At 59.4% G+C, this 24,190-nt stretch carries 19 protein-coding genes; 11 read left to right on the plus strand and 8 right to left on the minus strand.

Translation table 11 applies throughout. The features are described from left to right. The 8 genes from ONZ54_RS22650 (at position 1) to ONZ54_RS22685 (ending at position 10,210) form a co-directional block, all read left to right on the plus strand. Entirely contained in the window at positions 1 to 426 is a 426-nt protein-coding gene (locus ONZ54_RS22650; protein WP_271788373.1) for a tail fiber assembly protein, read from the plus strand. Between the two features lie 444 nt (positions 427 to 870). Then, on the plus strand, positions 871 to 1,290 hold the full coding sequence (locus ONZ54_RS22655) for a hypothetical protein (protein ID WP_271788374.1): 420 nt from the start codon (positions 871 to 873) through the stop codon (positions 1,288 to 1,290). Beyond that, positions 1,287 to 1,922, plus strand: coding sequence for a hypothetical protein (locus ONZ54_RS22660; RefSeq protein WP_271788375.1), 636 nt, complete (start codon positions 1,287 to 1,289; stop codon positions 1,920 to 1,922). The genes ONZ54_RS22655 and ONZ54_RS22660 overlap by 4 nt, the downstream gene beginning before the upstream one ends. After that, on the plus strand, positions 1,919 to 4,435 hold the full coding sequence (locus ONZ54_RS22665) for a defense against restriction DarA-related protein (RefSeq protein WP_271788376.1): 2,517 nt from the start codon (positions 1,919 to 1,921) through the stop codon (positions 4,433 to 4,435). The genes ONZ54_RS22660 and ONZ54_RS22665 overlap by 4 nt, the downstream gene beginning before the upstream one ends. Further along, complete coding sequence (locus ONZ54_RS22670; RefSeq protein WP_271788377.1) at positions 4,435 to 5,556, plus strand: hypothetical protein; 1,122 nt, start codon at positions 4,435 to 4,437, stop codon at positions 5,554 to 5,556. The genes ONZ54_RS22665 and ONZ54_RS22670 overlap by 1 nt, the downstream gene beginning before the upstream one ends. 50 nt (positions 5,557 to 5,606) lie before the next feature. After that, positions 5,607 to 9,245: a hypothetical protein gene (locus ONZ54_RS22675; protein ID WP_271788378.1), complete on the plus strand. Its 3,639-nt coding sequence runs from the start codon at positions 5,607 to 5,609 to the stop codon at positions 9,243 to 9,245. Continuing rightward, a complete protein-coding gene (locus tag ONZ54_RS22680) occupies positions 9,245 to 9,628 on the plus strand; it encodes a hypothetical protein (protein ID WP_271788379.1) in 384 nt (127 codons plus the stop codon). Before ONZ54_RS22675 ends, ONZ54_RS22680 begins: the two co-directional genes overlap by 1 nt. A 114-nt stretch (positions 9,629 to 9,742) precedes the next feature. Beyond that, positions 9,743 to 10,210 carry an N-acetylmuramoyl-L-alanine amidase gene (locus tag ONZ54_RS22685; protein ID WP_271788380.1) on the plus strand — a complete coding sequence of 156 codons (468 nt, stop codon included), beginning with the start codon at positions 9,743 to 9,745 and terminating at the stop codon, positions 10,208 to 10,210. A gap of 26 nt (positions 10,211 to 10,236) precedes the next feature. On the opposite strand, the gene ONZ54_RS23320 is transcribed toward ONZ54_RS22685, so the two are convergent. The 4 genes from ONZ54_RS23320 to ONZ54_RS22700 form a co-directional block, all read right to left on the minus strand. After that, positions 10,237 to 10,437: a DUF4236 domain-containing protein gene (locus ONZ54_RS23320; protein ID WP_416995765.1), complete on the minus strand. Its 201-nt coding sequence runs from the start codon at positions 10,435 to 10,437 to the stop codon at positions 10,237 to 10,239. A gap of 17 nt (positions 10,438 to 10,454) precedes the next feature. After that, complete coding sequence (locus tag ONZ54_RS22690; protein WP_271788381.1) at positions 10,455 to 10,787, minus strand: hypothetical protein; 333 nt, start codon at positions 10,785 to 10,787, stop codon at positions 10,455 to 10,457. Positions 10,788 to 10,932: 145 nt separating this feature from the next. After that, a complete protein-coding gene (locus ONZ54_RS22695) occupies positions 10,933 to 11,355 on the minus strand; it encodes a hypothetical protein (protein ID WP_271788382.1) in 423 nt (140 codons plus the stop codon). Continuing rightward, positions 11,352 to 18,032, minus strand: coding sequence for a helicase-related protein (locus ONZ54_RS22700; protein ID WP_271788383.1), 6,681 nt, complete (start codon positions 18,030 to 18,032; stop codon positions 11,352 to 11,354). Before ONZ54_RS22700 ends, ONZ54_RS22695 begins: the two co-directional genes overlap by 4 nt. A gap of 163 nt (positions 18,033 to 18,195) precedes the next feature. On the opposite strand from ONZ54_RS22700, the gene ONZ54_RS22705 reads away from it, so the two are divergent. Next, on the plus strand, positions 18,196 to 19,890 hold the full coding sequence (locus tag ONZ54_RS22705) for a portal protein (RefSeq protein ID WP_271788384.1): 1,695 nt from the start codon (positions 18,196 to 18,198) through the stop codon (positions 19,888 to 19,890). Next, a complete protein-coding gene (locus ONZ54_RS22710) occupies positions 19,887 to 20,855 on the plus strand; it encodes a hypothetical protein (protein WP_271788385.1) in 969 nt (322 codons plus the stop codon). The genes ONZ54_RS22705 and ONZ54_RS22710 overlap by 4 nt, the downstream gene beginning before the upstream one ends. Positions 20,856 to 20,903: 48 nt before the next feature. Here ONZ54_RS22710 and ONZ54_RS22715 read toward each other — a convergent pair whose 3' ends face one another. The 3 genes from ONZ54_RS22715 to ONZ54_RS22725 form a co-directional block, all read right to left on the minus strand. Continuing rightward, positions 20,904 to 21,179 (minus strand): Txe/YoeB family addiction module toxin, encoded by a 276-nt coding sequence (locus ONZ54_RS22715; protein ID WP_271788386.1) that lies wholly within the window; start codon positions 21,177 to 21,179, stop codon positions 20,904 to 20,906. After that, on the minus strand, positions 21,160 to 21,405 hold the full coding sequence (locus tag ONZ54_RS22720) for a type II toxin-antitoxin system Phd/YefM family antitoxin (RefSeq protein ID WP_271788387.1): 246 nt from the start codon (positions 21,403 to 21,405) through the stop codon (positions 21,160 to 21,162). The genes ONZ54_RS22715 and ONZ54_RS22720 overlap by 20 nt, the downstream gene beginning before the upstream one ends. A gap of 75 nt (positions 21,406 to 21,480) precedes the next feature. Further along, positions 21,481 to 21,765 (minus strand): chromosome segregation protein ParM, encoded by a 285-nt coding sequence (locus ONZ54_RS22725; RefSeq protein ID WP_271788388.1) that lies wholly within the window; start codon positions 21,763 to 21,765, stop codon positions 21,481 to 21,483. A 546-nt stretch (positions 21,766 to 22,311) separates the two neighbouring features. Between ONZ54_RS22725 and ONZ54_RS22730 the strand changes: the two genes are divergently transcribed. Then, the gene (locus ONZ54_RS22730; protein WP_271788389.1) at positions 22,312 to 22,449 is read left to right on the plus strand and encodes a hypothetical protein; all 138 of its coding nucleotides are present in this window, start codon (positions 22,312 to 22,314) and stop codon (positions 22,447 to 22,449) included. Positions 22,450 to 22,915: 466 nt separating this feature from the next. Here ONZ54_RS22730 and ONZ54_RS22735 read toward each other — a convergent pair whose 3' ends face one another. After that, the gene (locus tag ONZ54_RS22735) at positions 22,916 to 23,791 is read right to left on the minus strand and encodes a RepB family plasmid replication initiator protein (RefSeq protein ID WP_271788390.1); all 876 of its coding nucleotides are present in this window, start codon (positions 23,789 to 23,791) and stop codon (positions 22,916 to 22,918) included. Between the last annotated feature and the right edge of the window lie 399 nt (positions 23,792 to 24,190).

The following is a 24,190-nucleotide window of genomic DNA, read 5'->3' on the forward strand; positions in this document are numbered from 1 at the left end:
ATGATGAATGTAACAATAGTTAGCGCCGAAAACCCCCGTCGCATGGAGTGGGATGACACCTCAATAACGCTGGATGTTTTGTTCTCTCACTTACCGGAGCGAATGCCATTTACGGCCAAAAGCGATGACGTGGAGGGGCATGGGCGCGAGCTCTATGACCGGGCTATGAGTGGCGACTTTGGCGAGATAGTGATCGTGCCCAAGCCGAAACCCACCGATGCAGAGCAGAGGCTCCGCATAAAAGAGAAGCTGAGCAAGGGTGCCCTGGTTATAGCCCCGCTGGAGGATGCCGAAAAACTCGGCATCATCACCGATAGCGAGCTAGATCAACTCTCTGCATGGCGACTGTACCGGGTTGAGCTCTACCGCCTGCCGCAAAGTGCGGGATGGCCCACTGATGTGACATGGCCCGAACAGCCGAGCTGAATCTGAATGGCATGGGGGTGGGGTGGTAATAACGCCAATCCGCAAAATCAGGGGCAAGATCGGTAATATGCCACTAACTTCCTAACCTCATTTCGTAACTATGAGCTGTTGGATAATGTTGAATTACGCGGTGGGGGTGTCGATGACAGTGGATCCTGGCCTGGCTGCCGTAGTGTCCGCGCTGGCGCTATTTGGTGGTGGGGCTTCCTATCTACAAGGGAGGCGGGACCAGCGGGTTGGACCTGGCTTGATGGAGCTCATAACCGAGCTCATGACGGCCGCCCTGGCTGGCTGGAGTATGTATTTCCTTGGGGCATGGCAACGCTGGCCAGAGCCACTTGTGTGTCTGCTGGTAATCGCGTCCACACACAATGGCGCCGCGGTTATTGGTGTGCTGGCAAGCGGCTTGCTCCAGGGCATTAAAAAACTGATGAGGTTCTGACAATGGAAGGACATTCCCTTTTTCTTGCGACTGCCGCGGCGGTGTTCCTTACCGCGCTACTGGACAGAATCATCCTCCAGCGCAGCAAGGTATCCGATGTAACGGTGGACCCAGCCGCAAGTGAAGGTGGGTATCGCCGTTACATCCTGCACTATCACGCTGCCAACGAGCCGGACTGGTCTGAAATCGCCTATTCATTCCGTGACCGCAAACGCCCCACAACGGTTATCACGGGGCGTACCCGCTCGATGGCCGGCTGTGCGGTAGGCAGCAATGACGAATACCTGCTTATCCGTGAAGATTTGCTAACTCCTGGCACCTGGGAATTGACTGTAAGGATCACCACCACTTGCAGGCTCAACCCGTTTTATTCCCTGTTCCCGCTCAAGGCCTCAAAGACCATAGAGGTACAAATTCAATGACCCAGAGAGACGAACGTTACAGCCAGAACAAGGCTGAATACTTCACCCTCGACTTCGACAACGTGACAGAGGCAGGCCTCAAGAAGCTGATCGCCAGTTTCAAGAAGGCCGGCCAGAACGTCGCCGAAGTGGAGGCCACCAACCGAGTTATCACCAAGGACCGACTGGCAACCAAGAAGGCCCTGCTGCGCTTTGAAGGCGGCCAGGCCGTTACGATCACCCTGGGCGACCATGGCGACGTGATTGAGACAAAGCTGAATGCAACCATCATCCCGGTGCAGGCCCTGAAAACCACGGATGCCTACGCCAAAGAGGTGGCGGCAAAAGTGGTTGCCGGACAAGCCCGCTGGGAAAACAGCCTGGCCCGCAAGGCGGTGAAGAAGGTTACCCCGGACGAGTCGAAGAAAAAGCCCGCAGGCCGCACTCTCCAGGCGCGGATCATCGAGGCCAAGGCAGCCAACGCCGGCGTCCGGACCAACGTCGCCACTATTGAAGCCCGGATAGCTGAGCTGCAGACCGCCAAGGCCACCAGCACCAGCGAGCTTGAGAGTCAGCGTAACAAGCTGGATCTGGAGCGGGCCACCACCAACCAACTGATCCAGCAGATTGAAGCCCTGGGAGGCGAAGCATGATTTATGCCCTTCATAACGGCGTCAAAGTGGTTAACGTGATTGACCACAAGGCCGCGCCACTGACGCGCCAGCAGTTCCTGGACGCTCTGGGGGTCGATTCCATGATGCAGGAACCGGCCACCCTGGAGGAGATCGAGGCGACTTATCTCTATGGACTGGCGGGGCAGGGCGAGCAAGTGTTTACCGATGCCATCGTGACCACCAGCAACCGGATTGATCGCACCATGGCGGGCTTTATCCGGGTATTGAACCAGGCACTGACCGGCACCGAGATCCAAGCCTCTGACGCCAAGATTGGCACTCCCAAGAAAGCGGGCGACGTGGCGGTACTGTCCGCCGAAATCCCCCTATCTGATGGGCAGTCCATCTTTGTCATTTTCCATAGCCCCAGCAATGACCCGAGAAAGATCACAGGGACCGATACGCTGGTGGCGTTCCGGTTCCTGCTGAACAAGCGGGACGTGACCCACGTTGTCGCCCCGAACAAGGGCCGGGATATATCTCTCAAGCAGACCACCCTTGCACTTGCCAACCTGGCCGAGCGCAACAGCACCAAGTTTGCAGCCAAGCAGGCTGACAACAAGGCCAAGGCGGAGGAGCTGGCGACCCTGGAAGCGGACACCGATCAGCAGATCAAGCAGGTTGACCTACTGACCGAGCAGATCGACACCCTGGCCGAGGCCCATAACGGGACCACTGACGAGCTCGCCCGGGTAAACGGCCAGCTGGACAGGCAGGTACAGCGCAACGAGGAGCTGCGCCAGGCGCTTGCCGGCTTGGAAGCCAGCAAGGCCGAGAATAAGCCTGCCCCTAACCCTGTCCCCCCGCCTACGCCCGGAGAGGAGGCCATGGGTGTGCTGCTGACCCTGCAAAACCGCCCCAACACGGGCGGCAAGCTGGGCGGGTTCAAGGTGGTCAATGCCACCGACCGGCTGATCGACATTACCCCGGGCACCCCGGGCGCCGAGGCAATCCGTTACACCTGGGACGGTACCGGCTTCAAGCGTCGCGGCTATTACCTGCTGAACGATGGCGGCTCGGTCCCGGTGGAGCAGATGAACAAGGACAACACCAAGCTGTCTGACCTGCCGGAGGATGGGATCCGCTACATCAAGCAGCAGCTGAACATTGCCGGCGAGTTCACGTTGACCAACGGCGCGGTGATTGCCCGTCGCTATGACAACCAGGGCGGCAAGCTGAGCGGCTACATCACCATTACCGAGCGTGACGGGACCATGTACCTCCTTGGCTCTATCAGCAGCCAGGGCGCGAAGATGGATAACGCTACCTCCATTCTTTACAAGGAATACAAAGAGGGTAAGGCCGCCAAGTTCATGGTCAAGGATGAAGGGATCCACACTGCTGAGCTGATCAAGGGGGCCCTGTCTTCGATGATGGGTGACTATGGCGCCGGCTGGCGTTCGCAGTGGGACGAACTTGGCGATAACCCGGTTATTGCCCTGGATACCCCGTTGCTGCCTGGCGAGCAGGAGCACGACGGTTACTACATCGCGGTCAATCTGGGCGCCGACGGGAAACCGGCCGGTACGTTCCGGGTGCTTTACGGTGACGGCGGCCCGCTCACTGGCGGCACCGAGATCAGGACGAAAGCAGAAGTCCAGGAGCTGGTCACCAAGAATTACCAGGAGGCCTACGACGAGGCGCAAAGCAAGGTTGATAAGCAAGCCGGCACCGAGCCAGAGCCGCCCGTTGCGAGCCCTGTCTACTGGTACGGGCTGCGGATCCGCCCCTACAGTCCGGGCGCCCAGCCTGACGGCGTGGTGGCCTATGTCGCCCCGGATGATGTGACCGGCGATCCCCGTGTGGCCGAGTTCATCAAGGACCGCGATCCCCGTGGCTGGAGTCATGGCATGATCGCCTACCCTGAGCCCCTGAGCCGGGACCAAATCGACCATTACTCCCTGGAAGATATGGCCGCTGCAGTATGGACCGAGGCAACCAGGGCGGCCCGTCTGCTGGAGCTGGTGGATGTAGTCGGCCGCATGGTCGAACTGGAGCAGACTGACGATGAAATTTGGGGCGATCTGTTCATGCCCAAGGGCTCTTTGACCGAAACCAATAACCCGTTCTTTGTCGATGACAAGTACGAGGGTACCCAGCTCACCCAGGCCCTGCAGGAGGCCGGCTATACCGGGAGTGTCAAATCCATGGTTAACAACCTCATAGACAAGGCCCGCGAGGCCGCCAAGCCGCCCGTAGAAGTTGGGACCGAGCCGCCCGTAGAGCTGCCAGCAGAAGGCGGTACCGAGCCGCCAGCAGCCGACGAGCCCCCGGCAGTGAATAACCAGTGGGATGAAGCCGACCCGGCCATCCTGGCGCTGCTGGAGCAGCTGGAGGCCCTGCGCACCAGTGAGGAGAATTACGAGCTCTACCTGGAGAAGATGGGTTCTCTCATTGAGCAGCTGGAGACGGCCGGCGCCGTTGAACGTCATGAGCCCTACCTGCACAAGGTGGCGGACCGCCTGACTGAACTGATGGAGGCCGCGGCATAATGGCACTGAGCATTCTGGAAAAAGTGGGCCTGCAGAAGCAGGCCGCACCCCTCAAGGCCGAGCTGAAAGCCGGGACCCTGAGCATTCTCGACAAACTGAAAGCCCAGCGCGAACTGGCCGCCATCATGGCAAAGCTCAAGGGCGATGCGGTGAAGCCGGCGCCAGCAGAGGAGGACGAGGAGGGGACCGATGAGGAGGCCGAAAAGGCCACCGCTGGATCAGTGATTGGTTTCGCCATTGGGGGCGCCAAGCACCCTGCATGGACTCAGAAGTTTGCCGACAATGTAGCCGTTAACGGCGGCGATGTGGTCGTGTCCAACGAGTCGCTGAATATGGCGATCATACTGCACCCTGGCGATCGCAAACGCCCCGCCAACCGGACCGAGTTTAAGGTTGCGTGGCCGGCTTACGTGGACGGTACCAGTAAGGCCGACTCCTACCCCACCATAAGCGGCGACTATGCCTGGGCAGGGGTGAAAAGCCCGTTCCCGCCTAAGCTGCGCAAGAAAGTCCGGCGCATGATCGAACAGGGCATGAAGGCCACGGACCGGGCCTTTTCCGAGGAGGTGAACGGCTTCAAGATCGAGCCGTTGAACAACAACGGGCTGGGTATCAAGATCTCCAAAGACGGGATCACCAGCACCGGCCAGACCATCCAGAGCGCCTATGCCATGTGGCGCACTGATGGCATGGGCATTGCCGGCGCCATTAAGTTGCTGGGAGAGGGTGAAACCCTTGGCGCCCGGGCAAGAATCGTTGAAGCGGTCGTGGGGATTGAATACCGATCCGAGACAATGGACGTTGAGGAGCGAGCGGCCGCCATCGTGGAGCTGCGCGGGCTCCTGGCCGAGCCGAGCCTTTCCGCCGCTGGCAGCTACTCCCCGACGTACATCAAGACGGTGCTGGACAAGCTGGTGGTCGAACAGGAGAAGGTTGCCCCCGAGATGGTGCAAGAGGAAACCCTTTCGGTGCGCTATCTGCGCGGCGACTTCAACGGGGAGGCGCCTGATGTGTTCAGGGTGCGGATCCTGGACGTTGCCGCCGAGGGCATGGCGCTTGGGGACGTGAAAACTGGCGTTACCAACTGGATAGGCGAAAACCCCGAGCTGGTGGCCGCCTAAACCACGGCGGGGGTGCCCACCCTTTCCCGCCCGCCCCTTTGAGGGGTCACATGCAAGACCGCAATACAAAGGCCGTCCAGAGCGTTCTGGAGGCGGCCACTGCCAACGAGCTGGTGGCTGTGTTCGATGAGATCACCACCAAGACCCCACCAGCCAAGTTTGGCCCGCAACACGTTGCGGACATACTGGCTGCGAATGTTCACACCATCGATCCCGAGATCTCCCAGGAGCAACTGGTGGAGCTCATGGGGGCCACCATCACCACGCCAATAGGTCCCGTCCGGTTCGGCGCCAATCAGCTGGACAAGCTCGGCGACAAGGGCCGCCTTCCTCACGCCGGCTGGATCCGCCCTACGCTGGAAAATCCCCTTATGGTGCTGAAAGAGTGCCGGGGCACGGCTGGGGATGAGAGGGAGTTCAGCTATCTGTTCGTGAATGCGCTCGCCAAGCCTGATGGCAAGGTGAGGGGGTTTGTCTGTGTGACAGTGCAGAAGATGGGCGATGAGGTGGTGATCAGTTCGCACCACATCAAGGCGAGCCAGATAGGCCGCAAGATGCAGGATGGCGCTATGTTCTATCGCCGCCCGGGGGCGGTAGGGGTGTTCTTAGAAAGTGTTCGGGTCGAGGGCTCTGGCAGGAAAGGACCACTGGAACTCCACACCGGCCGACCCACCGCCGATGCCCCAGATACAAGCATTGCCCCTGGTGATTCAAGTGTAGCCGTTAATGGTCCTGATTCCAACTACTTGGACGGCGCAGAATCGCTAGATTTCATGGTGGTAGATGTGCAGTTTGAGCCGATAGTGGAGGACGAGTTTGACCACGGCCGGGTTAGCTATGTCGCGACTGTCAAAGGCGCGTCCGTGCGTACCGCCTTCAAGCTGGTGGAAGCCAATAGCCTGATCGCCTCCAACGGCCTAGACGGCAAGCCCAACGGCGCCTATCCCCAGGAGCTGCAACCACGGGACCGCACCCGAGTAGCGAGCGTAATGCAGATAACCAAGCTGTCCCGCTCCTTGCAGCCGGCGCGGCTGGCTGACTCTGGCCTTTCCAGCCAGGGCGCTCCAATCATGGGCCCGGATCGCGTGGTGGAGTCGGGCAACGGTCGCTCGATGGCAATCATCAAGGCCTACGTCGAAGGCCATGCCGGCGAATATCGGCAGTACCTGGAGGACAACGCCGAGCTCTATGGCTTCACCACCACCCAAGTGAAGGCGTTCAGCTCTCCCGTCCTGGTGCGGGTGCGGCTGGATGAAGTGGACCGTGCCCAGTTCGCCAAAGATAGCAATGTGTCAGACATGCAGGCACTGAGCCCCACAGAGCAGGCCAGAATCGACGCGGAGGCGATGGACGATGGGGTTATGGCTCTATTCTCCCCCGGTGCGTCTGGCGACTTCCTAGCGGCCTCTAATCGCCCCTTCGTTTCTGCCTTCCTGGCAAAGCTGACCAGCGAGCAGGCGGCGGGACTGCTGACCACTGACGGCCGGCCCACTCGCCAGGTGATCGACCGTATCCGCGCCGCGGTGTTCGCCAAGGCCTACCAGCACGACGATCTCCTGCGCCTGGCAGTAGAGGAACCAGATCCCGAGATCCGCAACGTGTTAAGCGCCCTGACCAGTGCCGCGCCACAGTTCGTGACAATGCGGGCCCTGTCCGGGGAGGCTCATAAGCAGGCCACCGATACGCTGGCCGAAGGTGTCTCGATGACCCGGACACTGGATGAGGAGGCCCTGACCGCGCTGGTCGATGCCACCACAATTGTCAGGGCGGCCCGTGATGCCGGTCAGGCGGTTGAGGAGTACCTGAAACAAGGGGACATGTTCGGCGCGGCCAATCCCCAGGCGTCCTCTCTGGCAGCCTTCATCGCCGCAAACAACCGCTCTGTGAAACGCATGGCGGAGGCCTTCACCGCCATGGCCGAGGAGATATGCCAGACGCTGGAGCACAAGGGGCAGGCGGTGGCTGACATGTTCGGTGAGCCACCTATTGACCTGGTAACGGTGCTGAGTCGCGTCAATGAGCGCATGGCGGAGCTCTACGGCGATAAGGCGGCGATCCAGGTTGGGATGTTTGATGCTGCCGGCGCTAATACGCTGCAGCCAGCCTTGAAACTGATCAACGGGGCGCAGACTCCCGCCCAAGTCGCCGAGCTGTTCAAGGTGGTCACCGCCAAGGGCGATGAGGATAGCCTGGATGCAAAGCTGGCCGCGATCGGGCGCGTCGTGCAGTCCTTCCGTGCCGTGCCTACTTCCAGCGCCATGCAGACCGCGATCCGGGAGTTGCACGGCGTGACCGACGTTCTGAATAAGCGGGGGTTCAAAACCGGTGTCCTTGCTCGCTGGCCTGAGTGGGCAAACAACCCGGTGAATGGTTGGTTTGACGGGCTGGCGGATAGCTTTTCGTGGCTTGACCTGCTCTCCCCAGTCGCCTACATGTTGCGCCAGGTCATGCTGGGGGCCGAGGCCAGGAAGGAGGGCGCCGACGAGCTTAATGCCGTACTGAGAAGGCATCTGTCCTTGTTTGATTCCAACCTGAAATCAATGCCCACGCCGCCATCCGATGTGCTTTTGTCATGGGTGATGGGCTATGCCACCACACTGGCCGAGTTGCGGACAACGTTGGCATCTGATCGGGAGGTGCAGTTTGAGCGCGACACCGCCGAGTATGAGAAGCAGATCCGGCAACTGTCCTTGTCGGTTGAGACGCCGAACCGGGAGACGGCGATCGCCAATGCCATTGTCAGCCACATGAGCAAGCAGAAGGTGCTGGACGAACTGACCACCAACCCGGCCTATGAAGGGCTGGCGCCGGCGCAGCGTGATAGCCTCGCCAGCTTGATGGCCGAGGCGGGCGGAAAAGCCTTGTCCACTGGCGGGACCTATTACGATATGCGTACCTATGAGGCCGTTATTGCCTTCATCGAGCAGCAGCGCGGCCAGCCAAACTATGACGCCGCCAGCGAGGTGGCGGTTAACCTCTACCAGCATTACGTCAAGCTGATCAGGACCAGCGCCAGCAAGCCCATTGTTGAGGGCGTGGGCCCGCTGCGAGCGATGCTGGACGAGCTGGTGGATAGCGCCATGCCGGCCAGTGATGCGGCGAAGGTAGGTGCTATGTCGAAGATCAGGATCTCGGCCGCCAGCCTGGCCCATGGCTATGACATTCCCGCCATGAAGGCGGATATGAACCGGTTCTACCAGATAGTAGCTGGCCAGATGGAAACGCCCGAGATCGTGCGCAAGAAGAAGCGAGCCTATGCCAGCCGGGAGCACAACTATATCAACAGCGGGGAGGGGATGACCAAGACCACCCTATGGCATGAAATGGGCCACTTCGTTGAGTACAAGCACCCCGAGCTCCTGATTGCCGCCAAGCAGTTGCTGGCCCGCCGTTCGGCAGCAATACCCGAGGCGAGTGGCAAGACTGCGTACCTCAAGCACATGACCGGGGCCAAATCGTACAAGAACGAGGTGGCAGTCAATGACGGGTTCTACCATCCCTACGTGGGCAAGATTTACGGCTCCAGGGGCATTGAAAGTGTTACTGTCACAGAAGTGTTTTCAATGGGTTTTCAGGCTCTGGCTACCGATGCCGAAATGGCCCGGCTTGCAATGAAAGACCCTGAGCACCTGGCTATGGTGCTGGCGGCCGTTAAGATGCTGGGGACCAAATACAAGGAGGCGAAATAATGCAGGTGCTGACCCTGGAGTACATGGGTATGGCGGCCACGATCACCCTGGACGCCCCGACCTCAGATTATCGCTGTGCTATGGCTGTGGAACCGGCCTTGCTGCAGCCGAGCTTTGAGGATTTCTGTAATGGTGAGGATGACGGCCGCGGCGTCTCGATGGCACCGGGAGCTTATAGCGCAATGGGGATCCAGGGCGTGTTCTTCCGTATGATGGGGATAGAGGTTGCTGGGGTAGAGGATGCCCCGGCCGATCTCGATGGGGAGGAGCTGGTGGATGATGACGGCGAATCCCTGGACGACGCTGGCGAGATCATGCTGGATGGCGTGGTACCGTGCAGAGTGAGAGAGCATTACGAACTGCTGGGCAAATTGAAGCCATAAAAAAAACGGGCGCATAACGCGCCCGTTTCCCCTTCCCCGCTCCAGCCTACAGTTTGTGTAGTTGGGCTAGGGTGCCCGAAAACATCCTAACCTTTTTTTGAGGCAATTGTGCAAATGACTATAAAATTTCTTACCGTTCACTGTTCAGCGACTCCTGGGGCCCGAGATATTGGAGCCAAAGAGATAACCGCCATGCACAGAAACCGTGGATTCAGGACCATTGGCTACCACCATGTTATCCGCCGTGACGGTACCGTTGAGCCTGGCCGCCCGGAAACTGAAACCGGCGCCCATGTGGGGGGGTACAACAAGGACAACCTGGGGATCTGTCTGGTCGGTGGGGTCAACGCAGCCGGCAAGCCGGAAAACAACTACACCCCGGCCCAGTTCGCCGCCCTGGCAAAACTGATAGCCGGCCTGAAAGCGAAATATGGCCTGGCCGATAGCGCGATCAAGGGTCACCGTGACTGGTTCGGCGACACCAACAAGGACGGCAAGATTGATAGCCGAGACTGGCTCAAGGATTGCCCGTGCTTTGATGTTCGTACCTGGTGGATCGGCGCCAAGCCCAAAGCAGCATAAGAGAAAGGGGCCTACGGGCCCCTTGTTCATTCTGGTTTCGAGCGACTTGAAAGCGTCTTGCGGTACGAAATCCCGGTCCCAGGAAGGGATGCAGACACCCGTTTCCCTCGGGGCCCAAAGGAGAAGGAGAAAGGGCCAGCGCTAAGCGTCAGTGACCAACCCGCCTTTGACAAGTTGAGCCACAAGAAGGGGAGTAGCCGAATCCGCTTGCGGTACTGAATGCTCATAGCTTCGACCCTATTTGTCAGCAGCCTTTCGGTTCGTCAGGTTGGTTACTCTGTAGAACTTCCAGGCAGTTGTGGCAGATAACACAGCGTTCACCGGTCAGGGGCGCTTTACGCTTCTTACTGGGAACTGGGTCACCGCGTAACTGGCAAAATAGCTCCCACTTGTTTTCTCTGCGCAACAGACACTCGATCGACATTTGACGCCATATCGCCATCGGTTCATCAGTGCCGCTAGACAGTGACCGGGGAGTGATGCCCAGATTTTTGGCAAAATCCTTGGTTTTAACGATCCCCAGGGCCTGCATGGCGTGGGGTATGTCGTCATGGGTGATAGTGGTGTTCTCAGTCATGGAAAGCCTCACAGCAATTATTGGCCCCAGCTTACAGCGCAAGGAAAATATTACCAACATATGGAGAAAAAATTTCCTCACATCATTGGTGGTAAGCACAAAAAACCCGGCGCATAGGCCGGGTTACTCGTTGCAAACTAGCGGATTAACGCTTGTTTCGCTCGATGAAGGCCTCCATATCCTCATCCACCAACTCGTATTCGTAGAGCTCACCTTCCGCCAGCTCCAGCTGGTGGCTGGCGGTGCGGATCTTGCCCTCCTCGATGCGCCCCTGCTGATAATCCCAGGCGGCGCAAAGGGTCAGCGCGGGGGTGTCCATCGTATAACGCTGCAGGGTGCCCAGCTCAAGGGAACCTGCCCCGGGCTGAATGCCCCGCGCAATCATCAGGCTCTTGAGCGGCCACCAGTAGGGACCAAAGCTGCGATATTGGCGCGGGTCCTGCCCCAGCACCTGGACAAGCCCCGCCAGGTAGTTGGCGACGAATGTCTCCTCGTCCTGATTGGCGGTCGCTTCGGCCAGGAGTGGGGCCAGTTCCTTGGCTGTAGGGATTATGGTTTCGGCAATCATTGGTCAACTCCCAGCACGTTAGCGATCTCTTGAAGGGTGGCCGTAGCGGGGATGAACCACCAGCCACCCGGATATTCATCTGATACCGAATCGGTAAAGAATACAAGGCCCCGGCCAGCGCCGAAAGCGGCCTTGATGTTTTCTTTCTTGTCGTAAAGGACCCCCATTTTCCCCTGCTGGTCAAACAGGCCGATCACCTCACCCACGGCCTTGTTGACGGCGGGGCGGGTTCTCCAGCGGCCGCGGAATTGCGTCTTGCTGGCAGGCTGGTTTATGGGCATGGCATTGCGGCGCACCAGCACTGTGCCAATACGGGTATCCCCCGCGTTCACCGCCTCGAGGGTGGCATCTGCGGTGGCCGTCTTGGTCTGATCCTCCTGGGTAGGTTCCGGCGCTGGCTCCTCCTTGGGTTTGTCGCCATCGATCCAGGTTTGCAGCGCGGATGCGGTGGCGCTGTGATTGCTGAACAGGTTGTAAACCCCAGAATCCCAAGCCTGGCGAAGGCTGGAAGTGGTGATCTCTGCTGGCGCAACCATCAGGCCAGCGGCCACCATGTCAGCGACGCCCTGGGCGAGGTTGAATGAACCGTCCACGATGTAGGGGGCCTCCTTCTCGCTGCGCAGCTTGCCGGCGACGGTGTAGCCATTGCTCTCGCGGTAGCTCCGGCCGGTGTCACGCACCCATACCAGGCGCTCAATGATGGCGTCACGGTTGCTGTCCTGGCGGGCCAACTCGAACCGGGCCACGGCTTCGGCGTCTTTGCGGGCCTGTATGGCCTTCGCCTCCAACTTGCCTTCATCCTCCAGGATCTTCTCGCCGGCTTTGATGGCCGCCTCAAAGGCTGTGCGGTTGCTCCACTCAGACGGGATCAACTTCCGGGCATATGACTCGAAGTAGTAGTGGTAGAGAGAAATGCGGTCAGGGCTGATCTTATTTGTGCTGCGGTAGCTGTCCAGGCTGGCGGCAAGCCACTCATTCACCACCTGATCAGGTGCCTTGTTGCCGTATTCCTCGACTGCGGCCACCACGTTGGCCCCATACAGCGCGGTGAGCCAGGCGGCCGGGGCCTCCTGGGAGTTGCCGTAGCTGCTCTTTGCCATTCTGGTGCGGTCGGCCATCAGCCACTGTGCCAGCTTGGACTTGAGGCCTGCATTGCTGCTGTCCGGGTACACGATGCGGCCGCGCTGATCCTTGGTCATGGGCTTATCGCTGTAGGAGGGGTGGTAAACCACCTCGAACCCGGCGCCGTCGGTGCTGTGCAGCAGGTAGTAGTCCGCCACCAGGCCAAGGGCACCGGTGATCAGGTGCTGGCTGAACTGCCCAGCGTCGAGCAATTGCACGGCTCTGGCCAGAGGCAGCGCGGAGGACATTTCCTGCCAGACTTCCAGCTCGCTTGGGGTGTAGCTGACTTCGGTTTTAAGGGACCCAATGCCGTACCAGCTCTTGCTGCCTGGCTTGAGGGGGGTTTTGGATTTGTACGGGATGTGGATCAGGGTGACCTGTGCCTGTTTGCCGTCAAAATCCAGCTTATCCACCCGCACGATCTCACCAAAGCCGGTCTGGTAGTTGCGTCCCAGGCGTACCGTTACGATGCCATCAGTCAGGTACTCATAACCCTTGTCCAGAATGTCAGCCGGCGCGTCCAGCAGGCCCTTTTTCATGGCCTGTTCAAGGGAGGGGCGCAGGCGCTTGAGGGCGTCAGCTGCCTTGGTGGTGCGCTCCAGCTTGCGCTCGGTGAAAATCAGGCTCTTGTGGACCTTGCGGGCCTGATCGTTGTAGTGCTCAACCTCCTTGAGGTTGCCCCGGTACTTCTGCAGGTAGTAACCACCGCTGTACTGGTCGGTTTTGGACTGCTCCAGGTTGCGCTCTGCCCACTCCTGGCTGTTTTTGGCCTGCTCGTTGAGCTGGGTGATTTGCTGCTGCAGCGAAACGAGGCTTGCCTGTATTTCAGCAGGGTCCCCGCCCATGTCGTGGGCAGCCTTGAGGAAGTTGTGCAAGTCGATCCCGGCGCGACGGCGGGCGGCCTCCTCAATCTTGGCGCGAGCCTTGGCCTGGTTCGCCTCGATGCGAGCTCGTCGTTCCTCTGGGTCAGCGGCCAGCAGCAGGCTGGCGTCCATGGCGTCGTCGGCGTCGGCGTTCTTCATCTTCTCGGCATCGGACGTGAAAAGCTCGTTTTGCCAGTTGGCCTTGCGTTTGAGGGTGTCCAGGCGGAATTGGTCGAATGACCCCTTGCCCACGTAGTAGTGGACCCGGACCTTCTTCTGCTTGGCACCAACGCGGGCGCCGCGGCCGTTGCGCTGCTTGATGCTCGCCGGCGTCCAGGGGAGGGTAAGGTGGTGAATGTCGGTCGTGCCGTGGTGCAGGTTGACCCCTACCTCGGCTTTCTTGTTGCAGATCAGGATGCGGATCTTGCCTTCGTTGTAGGCGCCGGCAAACCCTTCAAGGCTGGCCTGTTCGCCGTCTACGCCCTTCTCGCTGACCGTCTTGGCATTGATAATGCCGATCTGCTCTGCCGGGATGCCAAGGCTATTGACGATGATCCGTTTCAGTTTCTCGTGCTGTGACTTCTCCTCGGTAAAGATGATCTGCTTGCCGCCCTCATTGTGGCCTCGCTTGAGGTTTTCCAGCATACGGGCGTACTTGGGCATGAGCGGGTGCGATACGTCGCTCGAGGTGATCCCGAACTTCTCCAGCCGGCTTACAACTTCCTGCTCATAGACGTCAGGCACTACGAGCGTGATAGCGTGGTCCCCGGTGGTCAGCTTGGCGTCGAGCTTGGCCTGAATGACGGTCTTATCGGCTTCCTCGTCCTGCTTGTCTTCGTCGGTGCCGGCGCTGCTGATATTGGTGGGCAAGTCAGCAACCAACTTCTCCACGGCCTCGCCGTACTTGAGCGGGAAGCGGAAGGTCATGGTTCGGCGGTAGAGGTCCATATCCGAACACACCCGGTCCATGTCACGGATGATGGCAAAGGTGAAGTCTGTCGGGTTGCCGTTATCGTCGTTGGACTGGCCCTTACTCAAAGCCTCGGCCCGCTGGCGCAGCTCCTCATAGACGGTAGCCTGCTCGGCGGTCATATCCGCCTCGGTCAGCGTCTCCTCCAGATCCGGGATAGTGACCGTGTGGCTCACGTCCTTGGCGTCTTTGAGGTTGACCCAGCGGTGGAAAAGGGATCGCAGCCCTGACAGGTTCTTGAACCCGACTAGGCCTTGCTTGCTCTCCACTTCACCCGAGAGTTTTTGAACCAGCACATCCTCAACCTCACCAAACACTTTGATGAAGTCGTCCACGTCGGTGATCCCCATCAGCCCCCACTCCTCAATGCTCAGGACGTGGGAAAGCATGTTGAAGATGTCGATCGGGCTGTTCACTGTCGGTGTGGCGGTCAGCAGAACCGGCCCGCGGCCGTTGTGCTTCTCGCGCATGTAGGAGGATTTGACGGCCAGATCGATTGCCATCTTGGCGGAGGCCTGGGTGGGCAGATAGGCCAGCTTGCTGCTCTCCCGTCCTGCCTGGTAGCTGTTGCGGTAGTTGTGGGCCTCGTCAATGATCAGGTTGTCGAATCCCATATCTTCCCAGTAGGGAATGTCGAGCGCCTTCACGGTACCGGTGTTGCTGTGCTTCTCGGCGAACTTCTCTTTCTTCATCGCCTCCCGGTGGTTCTTGGCTGCGGCGAGGATCTTGCCCCCGCGCAGGCCTGCGGATTCCATTCGGTCAGCATGGGCGACGATGGATTCAGGACGCATGGGGATTGTTGCCAGCTGCTCCTTGCTCATTACCACCACGTCATAGTTTGACTGGGGAATGGCATTCAGGCGGGCTTTGACTTCCTTGGCACTCAGGGATTTCAGTTTGTCCCGGGTCAGCGCCTCATTGTTGGCGCCCAGGCGGGGATTGCCGTCATCGTCCAGGATCTGCTCCAGCTCGATCGCGCCGTCCTTGTTGCGAACCGGCTCAAGCCCGACGAAGAACACACGACTGAAAGCGTCATCGTTGTAGAACGTTTTGGCTTCGTGATACCAGTTTTCCAGCACGGCCAGCGGCACGGCGATCCCGGTGCGCTTGGCGCGGCCCATCTGCTTGTTGTAAGCCGCCAGCCCAAGGGCTGTTGGGGTCTTGCCAAGGCCGGTACCGAAAGCCAGTGTCCCGCGGCCATCTTCGGAGGCGCGGCGGATCCCCGAGCACTGGTAACCGAACGGCACGATACGCCCGGAAATCCCCTCGAGCTCCAGATCAGCGTCAGAGTGCTCAAAGGCCACATGGCCGTTGAATGAGTCGTTGTAGAGGTCCGCCAGCTTGTCCACGTCGTCATGCTGGCGCAGCCAGATAGCAAACCGCTCCTCGATCCCCTTGATGCGATCGCGGTAGGCGGCCGCGCCGGCTGCGTCACCAGATCGCACGGTGACCCCGTTCAGGTAGTTCTCCAGCTGCCGCTCAAACTGTTCGTTGGCATTGGTGCGCTTCTTGCCGCCCCGGGTGCTGTATCCGCTCCATACCCCGTCGTTGCCCTGGTATTCGGTGTCGTCCACCAGCTCCCCGTTCTCGTTGGTCACGATTTTGGAGTATTGGAGCTCGCGGTAACCCTGCTCGCGCAGGAACTCGCCTACATAGCTGCGGGGCAGCCACTTGGCGGCCATGGTCATTTCAATGTCATCGACCTTGGCCCGATAGCGCCGGCGCTCGATCTCGTCCAGCTGCACCTGGTAGTTCGTCAGGATGGCGGGATCAGTCTCGGCACCCATGGCGGTCATCACCTTGCGGCGGGTTTCAACGATATTGCCGCTGGTGGCCCGGTCCATGGGCATTAACATCCCAGCCGGCGTGATCGCCACGCCCGGGATCTTCGCCAGCTCGACCAGGGTCTTACCCTCGTCGCCGCGGTACAGATCGAGGAAGTCCGACAAATCGACCGGGTTGAGCTCCAGCTGGCCGAACAAGTAAGCGACCGTCTGGGCGGCGCTGGTGTCATCAAAGGCGCGAACCGGGCCACGGTCCAGGGTGCCTTTAAGCAGGGCGCTGAATTGGCCGTTCACGTCGGTGGCGGTCACAAAGGCATTCCAGGCGCCGGCCGCATTGCCGCCCCCCAGGGTTGCCAGCTTGCGATCAGCTGCAGCTACCCCAAAAGTGCTGATCTCATTGCTGATCAGGTTGCGCAGCTCCGCGGCGGTTTCGGCCGGGATGATCCCAACCTCGTTGATCTCACCCAGCATTCCCTGGATGCGGTGGCCGATGATGGCCCCGCGCACGATGCGGGTCCGGTGCTCTGCCGGCTGCTCTTTGGCGAGGCGTATAGCGTCCCCAACAATCCCGTCAACGGTGTCGGGGAAGTCGCGGTGTACGGCCAGCAACTGGGTGTGGTTCAGCTCCAGGGCGTTCAGCGGGGACTGTTCCAGCATGGTTTTGAGCTGGCGCAGTGACCCGACCCCGTATTCATCCTTGCTGATCGTGTCGCCGTCATTGCCGACCAGAGAGGTGGTTTGCCAGGTGCCATTGACCAGCCGGCGCCAGCGGCCGTTGATCATCCGATCATCGCCTTCCTCAAAGGTCGGGGTAACCGGTTCGGCCAGCTCGAGCGCCGGCCAGTCAATGCGAGACTGGAACTTGTGGGCCAGGCGCTGCTTGATCTGATCATTGGTGGTGGCGCCTTTCTCCACGACGGTCCGGGCAAACTTGCCAGCGCCCTGGATAGACTGCTCGCCGTGGATAAATCGCTTACCCTCGGCGCTTTCAAACCACTTGCCATTGATAAACGTGTCCCAGAGCACATTGGCATCTTCCAGGGCCGCCTTCTTGCGCCCGTTCACCAGCTCGGCGAGGCCTGCCGGGTGCTTGCGCATAACCAGAATGTCGGTGGCCGTGTCGGTCCCGTTGTTGGAGAAAGTGCCAGAGGGGAGGCGGTGAGCGCCAAGGAACTCGGCTTTCAGGCTGATCTCGGCTCGCCACTTCTTGAACTTGGCCCCGCTGACGATGCGCATAGGGACGACGACGGTCATCAGCGCCCCGGACTTGATCTTGTCCAGGATGCGAGAGACGAAATACTGGTCCACGAATTTGATGTGAGCGTACTCGGGATCGAGCGCCCCATAGCTGCCCCGGGTTTCGCCAAAGGGCACGTTACCCACGGCGCCATCCCAGCTGTCATCCTCGGTGGAGACGGCCAGCTGCTCAAAGCACTGATTCATCACCTTGTCCTCGGGGTGGAGGAGCTGGTTTACCTGGGCGCTGGTATCGTCAATCTCGGTGGCAGTCATCAGCGCCCCGGCCGGCTTGGTGCCGTGGAACACGCCGGCACCGGCCGAGGGCTCCAGGTAGTTACCCGGGCCCTGACCCATGGCGGCCATCAGATCCCAGATGCCGGAAGCCACCCATTGCGGGGTGTAATACTCATGGATAGAGCCGCCGATGCCGCCCAGTCCAGAGTATTGGCGCAGGATAGCCCGGTCATCCTCGGTCAGTAGGGAGGCGTCGGCGCCGACCCGCTGCAGTACGGCCAGCACCCGCTCATTGGCTTCTTTTCGGACCCGCTCGATAGACACGCCATCAGCTTTCTCGACGCCGTATACCGCCGCGGTGCGGCTGGCAGTGGGGAACAGGCGATCATATTCCGCCATCAAGTCGGCCATGTTTCTGGCTTGCAAGATAGCGGTTATCGCATTTGCCACAGTGTTATTTGGCATGGATGCACCTTGTGTTGGTTGAACAGATCCGCACATCCTAACCCCATTGTGGAATCAATGGATTATTGGACGATTCAACATCCGGTGCCCGCAATCAGATATGATCCCGCTCGCCCCCTTCCCACTCCCGCCCATGGTCTAGCGCCTATGGGAGGCCGGCCGCATGGCTGATACAACTAATTCACAAAAAGGCCTGGTGTCTTTACTGCGCCAGGCCTTCACCGGTTACAACCCGGACGACGGGCAAGATCGCGGGATCCTGCTGCAGGGCGGGGGTGGCTATCACCTCGGCAATGCCATGGCCGGCGACGGCGCAACCAGCCAGGCTGGGACTACCGTTATCGGTGAGCAGGACTGGATGAGCGAAAAGGTTCTCCCCACAGACCGGTTCGCCAAGTACGCCCTCCTGGAGGACATGATCGTTGACCCGGTGCTGTCCGCCGCGCTGGACATGCACATATCACACGCCCTGAGCGTGGATAGCCGCACCGGCAACATCATCACCATTGAAGCCAAGACGGACGACGCCAAGGAGATCGCCGCCTCGCTCATGGCCGAACTGGGCCCGATGCTCAATAACGGCTTGCCGAGCTGGTGCAAGCTCATGGCAGCCTATGGCGTTCACTACATCCGGCCGTACTGCGAGACGGGCAAGGGGATCGTGGATCTCGAATCGTCCTGGTACACCATGGCGCACCAGATCCGTGAGTACGTCCGCGGCGGGCGCCTGGCCGGCTTCACCGGCGAATATCTCAAGGCGCCCACGCGCCCGGGGGAGATCCAGCTGGTGGAGCCCTGGCAGCTGGTGGGCCTCAAGGTGCCGTACTGGCAGCCGTCCCTCTCCCTGGAGCCAGCCGGCACGTCAGGGGTCCGCTACTCGCTCTATGACGACATTCACCGCCGCAAGCCCATCGAGACGCAGGACTACGGCACGTCATTCCTCGAATTTGCCTATGGCTCATGGAGCGACCTTAGCGACTCGATCCGCTCGATGAAGGGCAGCCGCTATAACGCCTCGCGCATTGACCGGTTCGTTGCCCTGGGCATGGATAACCTGGACCCTGCCCGGGCTGCGCAGTACCTCAACCTGGTTGGCTCCCAGATGCGCAAGGACATGGAAGCCGCCGCCCGAAAGGGGAAAGCCAAGGGGCTTATCCCGACGGTGTGGAATCAGCTGATCCCGAACCTGTCAGGCAACAAGGGCGGCGTGACGATCGACACCCAAACGGTCAGCCCGGACATTCAGCACATTGAAGATGTGATGTTCCACCTCAAGCGCATGGCGTCATCCCTGGGGATAGACGTGTCGATGCTGGGCTGGGGGGATCTTATGTCTGGCGGGCTGGGGGATGGTGGATTCTTCCGTACAAGCATTCAGGCGGCCATTCGAGCCAACTGGCTGCGGGTGGGGGTGGTCCAGTCCACGAACCGGCTGATCGACATTCACATGGCCCACAAGTACGGCAAAGTTTTCGGCGCCGGCGAGCTGCGCCCCATCGAAATCAAATTCCACTCCCTCAACACCGCGATCGAGGCCGAACAGGCCGACGCCATGGAAACCCGCACCAACTACGCCATGGGCCTTGCCACTGTGCTGGACACCATCGAAAACGGCCGTCTGTCTGGTTCGGACACCTTCAAGGAGTTGGTGCTGACCGACATTGTGCGGCTCGACCCTGATAAGGCGGCCCTGATTATCAAGGACCTTGCCAAAGCAGCGGCAGACGCTGCAGCGGAGGAGGGCGATCAGAACTTTATGGAGTCCGTCGGCTACAAAGGCTCCCCCAGTGGCTTCCAGTCATTCCTGGAGGGCGTCATCAACACCCAACTCGTTAACCTGTTAGGAGAACCGCTATGAGGCGCGTAGAGACCACGATCAACATCCACAAGGAGGGCCGCACCGGACACAACGGGCGGCGCTATGTTCACCACTCGGTCAAGAAGATGCTGGATTCGGCAGCCACCCAAGAAGGCCTGCGCCTGGGTGAGCTGTTCGGCTACTTCGGCCACTCGGCCCGGTCGCTATCCGGCAAGATGAAGCCAGGCGAGCAAGAGGTTGTGATGCTCGATGGCAAGCCGGTCATCATGCAGAACATCCCCAGCAACCGGACGGTGGCGATCGCTCTGGACGATGATGGCACGTTGCACCACACCCAGGAGATCCTGGATACCCCGTCCGGGGCTATCGTGTGCTCGATGCTCGATTCAAATGCTGGTGGCTGGTCCTGGGCAGTAACCGGCCCCAGCAACTACACCGGGGACCATCCCCAAGTGATGTACGGGTTCGACTACGTGGCCCAGCCCAACTTTGTCCCGCTGGCCCGCCAGGGGGCAATGCTCGACTCGGCCGGGGAGACGATGATTGCCCAGCTGGGGATGGATCGTGAGGTCTATTCCGCAATGCTCGATAGCTGGGTGCAGGTTTCGGCCGTTCGCCGAATTGAGGAGGCCAACCTTTACGATGTGATGATGCTCGATGGAATGCTGTTTGAGCAGAGCCAGAAATCCGCCCAGCTGACCCAAGATCTGGAGGCGGCCCGGGAGGAGGCCAAGGCGGCTACCCAGCAGCGCCAGCAAGTTATGATGGATGCCCTGGAAGCGTACCCTGTCATGCTGACCAAGGATCAGCGCCTGGCGATTTCCAGCATGGCTACCCCGGATGATGCGCGGATCTTCCGCCAGTTCCTGGATAGCCTGTCTCGCTCCGATCTTGGTAGCTTACCGCTGGGCAGTAAGCGCGAGCCGTTGTCTGTGCCGGCGCATGGTCAAACGCCCCAGGTACAGGGCGCCGTCGATTTCGGTCACCAGATCCGTCTGCGCTGAGTTATCACCTGCAGCTGTAAAACTGAGGGCCGCCAATTGGCGGCCCTTCTATTTGTCACCGTAGTGGTACCGGCAGGCAACAACGGTAACCGTGCCGTTCGATACGCTGTAAACCAGCCGGTGCTCCCTGTCGATGCGTCGAGAGTAGAGCGCCGGGTTTTTGTGGTGGCGTAGCCGTTCAGGCTTGCCTATCCCGCTTAGCGGGTCAGCCTTGATAGAGTGCAGTAGCGCCTTTATCCGCTCTACCTTTTGCTGATCGATCTCTTGCCAGTAGGCAAAGTCAGCAGCCCCGTTTGGGGTGAAATTAATAGTCCACTGTGACAACTTCGCCGCGCTCCAGTTGTGCCAGTGACTCGTTGAGGTGAGCCGCATTCGCCGGATTACCGAACAGGTAGATCGTTTCCAGCATGGCCTCATACTCGCCGGCGTCCACGATGATAACGTCGGGGGCGTCCCGGCGCATGATGCGAACCGGTTGGGCGTCGTTGGTTACACGGCTCATGGTGTCAGCAAAGTGTTTGCGGGCGTCTGAGAACGTGAGGGTGTGCATGATTTGCTCCTTGGTCGTTGCTTGCGCCGCGAGTATGGCACACGTACCCGAAGACGTACAATACCCCAGGGCCGTCTATGCCCCCTCAAACCGTGCCCTGTAGAACTGGCCGCCCAGCTCCAGCCCCGCACCCGTGGGCCAGAAGCCCAGGTTTAGCTGTTCGTCCCGATATTTTTCCAGCAAGCCGTTATCCACAAGGGTGTGGCACGATACCCGGAAGTTGCTGGGAAACACCTCGAGATCCCGCCCCCGGTTTATCATGCCCAGCAGGTCCATGCTGGGAACCGGGCCCGCTTTCCCCTTGCTGCTGATGGCAAACAGCACCAGCAGCACGTCTTTTTGAATCGCCGATAGTCTCATAGGTGCCTCACCAACTAATCATGTCACGCATGATTAAGGCCTAGGCCTTTCCAGTCAAGCAGGGAGTACGCCCTTCATCCACTTTGCCATCTTGGCCATGGCCCTATGGGAGGACTCCTGGGCCAGTTCTATGCCCTCCAGGCGCCTTGCTTCCCATTCTTCGGGTGTGCGGACTGTGCAGGTAGGGCTGGTGGGCTTGCTCGCCTTGCTGGGCCTGTAGGGCTTCCTGGTGGGCTTCCTGGTGGGCTTCTGCGAAACTGAATTTGCGGGAGCGGGGATCTTTCTTGTAGGTCTGTCTGTGTTTGGTTTTAAAGAACCACGATCGCCTGATCGCCCCCTGGTGACAAGTTGCTCGCAGATTGAGCGCAGCGCTGATCCGAGTCGGTACACAGATGAGAGGTTGCTCTTTGCGTCATGGGGGTCCTTGCGGTACTCCACCTCGAAGAACCGGAGCTGAGTCAGTGACTGCAAGGCACGTTGAACCGTGCGGGGGGCGCACTCGGCTTTCTTGGCGAAATACTTTATCGGCAGGGAGAAGGCCCACCCTTGCGCCTTGTTCAGGCTGGAGGCGATCTGGATGGCGACGCGCTGGACGGCGGGGGAGCCAAAGGTGCTGATCGGCATCTTGGCGAGAACGGCGACAATCTGGTCACTGTGCGCTATGGCGCAGGCAGTTTTTGTTAATGTCATAGGCAAATACCATAAATTGGACTCGCCAAACACTTGAGCGGGGGATCGTGGTCAGTTAGACTGAACACAGTTGCGCGATGGTGCAACCATGTTAGGGAACTGGCAAAGACCCTAGCGTGTGCCAGGCGAATGGCAAAATAGTCTGGTAGTCAGCAACCTTTGGTAGAGGTGAGTTGACCGGTTGTTTGGTGCCCGGGGAGGTGGAACTCCCTGGATCACACCGATAGCCTAAAGGATCATTAGGCTCCTGATCAATGATCATCTGCCGAAATGATCAAAGAACTCTTGGCCCACCTCCTTGGTGGGCTTTTCTTTGCCTGAAATATGTGAAGCGGCTCACATGGGTATTCTCAACTCACCCCCTATTTATCTCCCTATCCTGCGCTCTTGCTGGTGGCATTCCATTGCTGCGAACTAGCTCACAGAATTACCAATTAGGGCTACATCCTGGAGGGGTGTTTCATTTGTTTTTCAATCGCTTATGTCTCTCATGTATCAGCACGTAGCGCTCGCGATTCTTGGTCACAATCTCATAGTCCAGGTAGCCAATCTTCTTGAGCTCGGCCAAGGCGTTGGTAATGCTCCGGTTCGCCTCGGCGGGCTTGCTGGCGGCCAATGCGACGCGCTCCCGCAAGCGAGTAAAGCTGATCGGCGCCGGCGACTTTGGCAGGGCCGCTATGAACATATACAGACACTGGGCAACCTCCTTTCGCCGCAGCGACTCCTGGAGCTCGATGGATAGCAGGATGTTATAGTCGATCTGATAGAGCTCCCAGAGGCTAGGGTCAGGAACCAGCCGCACCCAGTCTCCCTCTTGGTTGTAGTCGGCCCGCTGCAGTAGGTGGGTCTTGCAGGTGGCCTTACCCCCATCCCGCCCGAACGAAATCACTTGGCTCATGATGCGAGTGAGGGAGCGGTCTAGGCGCTCCCGTAGAGCCGTGTTCAAGTGCCGGGAAGGAAACCCGCACAAGGATGCAAACTCTTTGAAAGAGAGAGTGATCCCGTCAGGCTTGAACCCCTCCTTCTCAAATGCCAAGGCGATCCCACCCCACACCCGAAAGTCCGTTTCTATATCCAGCTTGGCGCCGTAGATCACCACCCGGTCATAACCCTCGTTCTTGGCGAAGATCAGCTCTCGCATGGCGTCTGAAACGTCAGCAGTGCGGCCGAGAGACGCTTTTGTTTTCGGGTTTCTGGCGATCGGGGTGAACACCTGAGTACGCAAGATGATATTCGGGTGAACGGTGGATAAGCTGTCGTGTTTGACTGTGGTCAAGAGCGCCCCCTCCTCAATGACTGGGGTGTAACCATCTGATTCTTCGGTGTTTCTATTCATGTTTTCGCGCACTTGTCATGGTTGTCTGATTGGCATCCGCTTGCAGATAGGGACACATCAAATTACAGATAGGGCCACATCGTTCCGCAGATAGGGCCACATCAATATGACATAAATTGCAGATAGGGCCACATCAAACTACAGATAGGGCCACATCAAAACGACTTATCCACATGCCGCCAGGCCAGGCTCAGCAAGGCTCTCAGCCGTTTTCGTGAGAGCGGGGGATCTTTAGGATCTTTTAAAGAGGGATCTTAAAGAGGGATCTTTTAGGTATTAGCGGAGCTTTTTTCTGTGGATAACTCGCTCGTCTAGTTCCGCTGCGCCTCACTGTGGGCGGGGATCTCACGTCGTCTAATGGTCATGAAAAAGGGGGCTCAAGCCCCCATGTTAGGATGT

The organism is Aeromonas salmonicida (genome assembly GCF_028355655.1).
In the GTDB taxonomy this organism is placed as follows: domain Bacteria; phylum Pseudomonadota; class Gammaproteobacteria; order Enterobacterales; family Aeromonadaceae; genus Aeromonas; species Aeromonas salmonicida.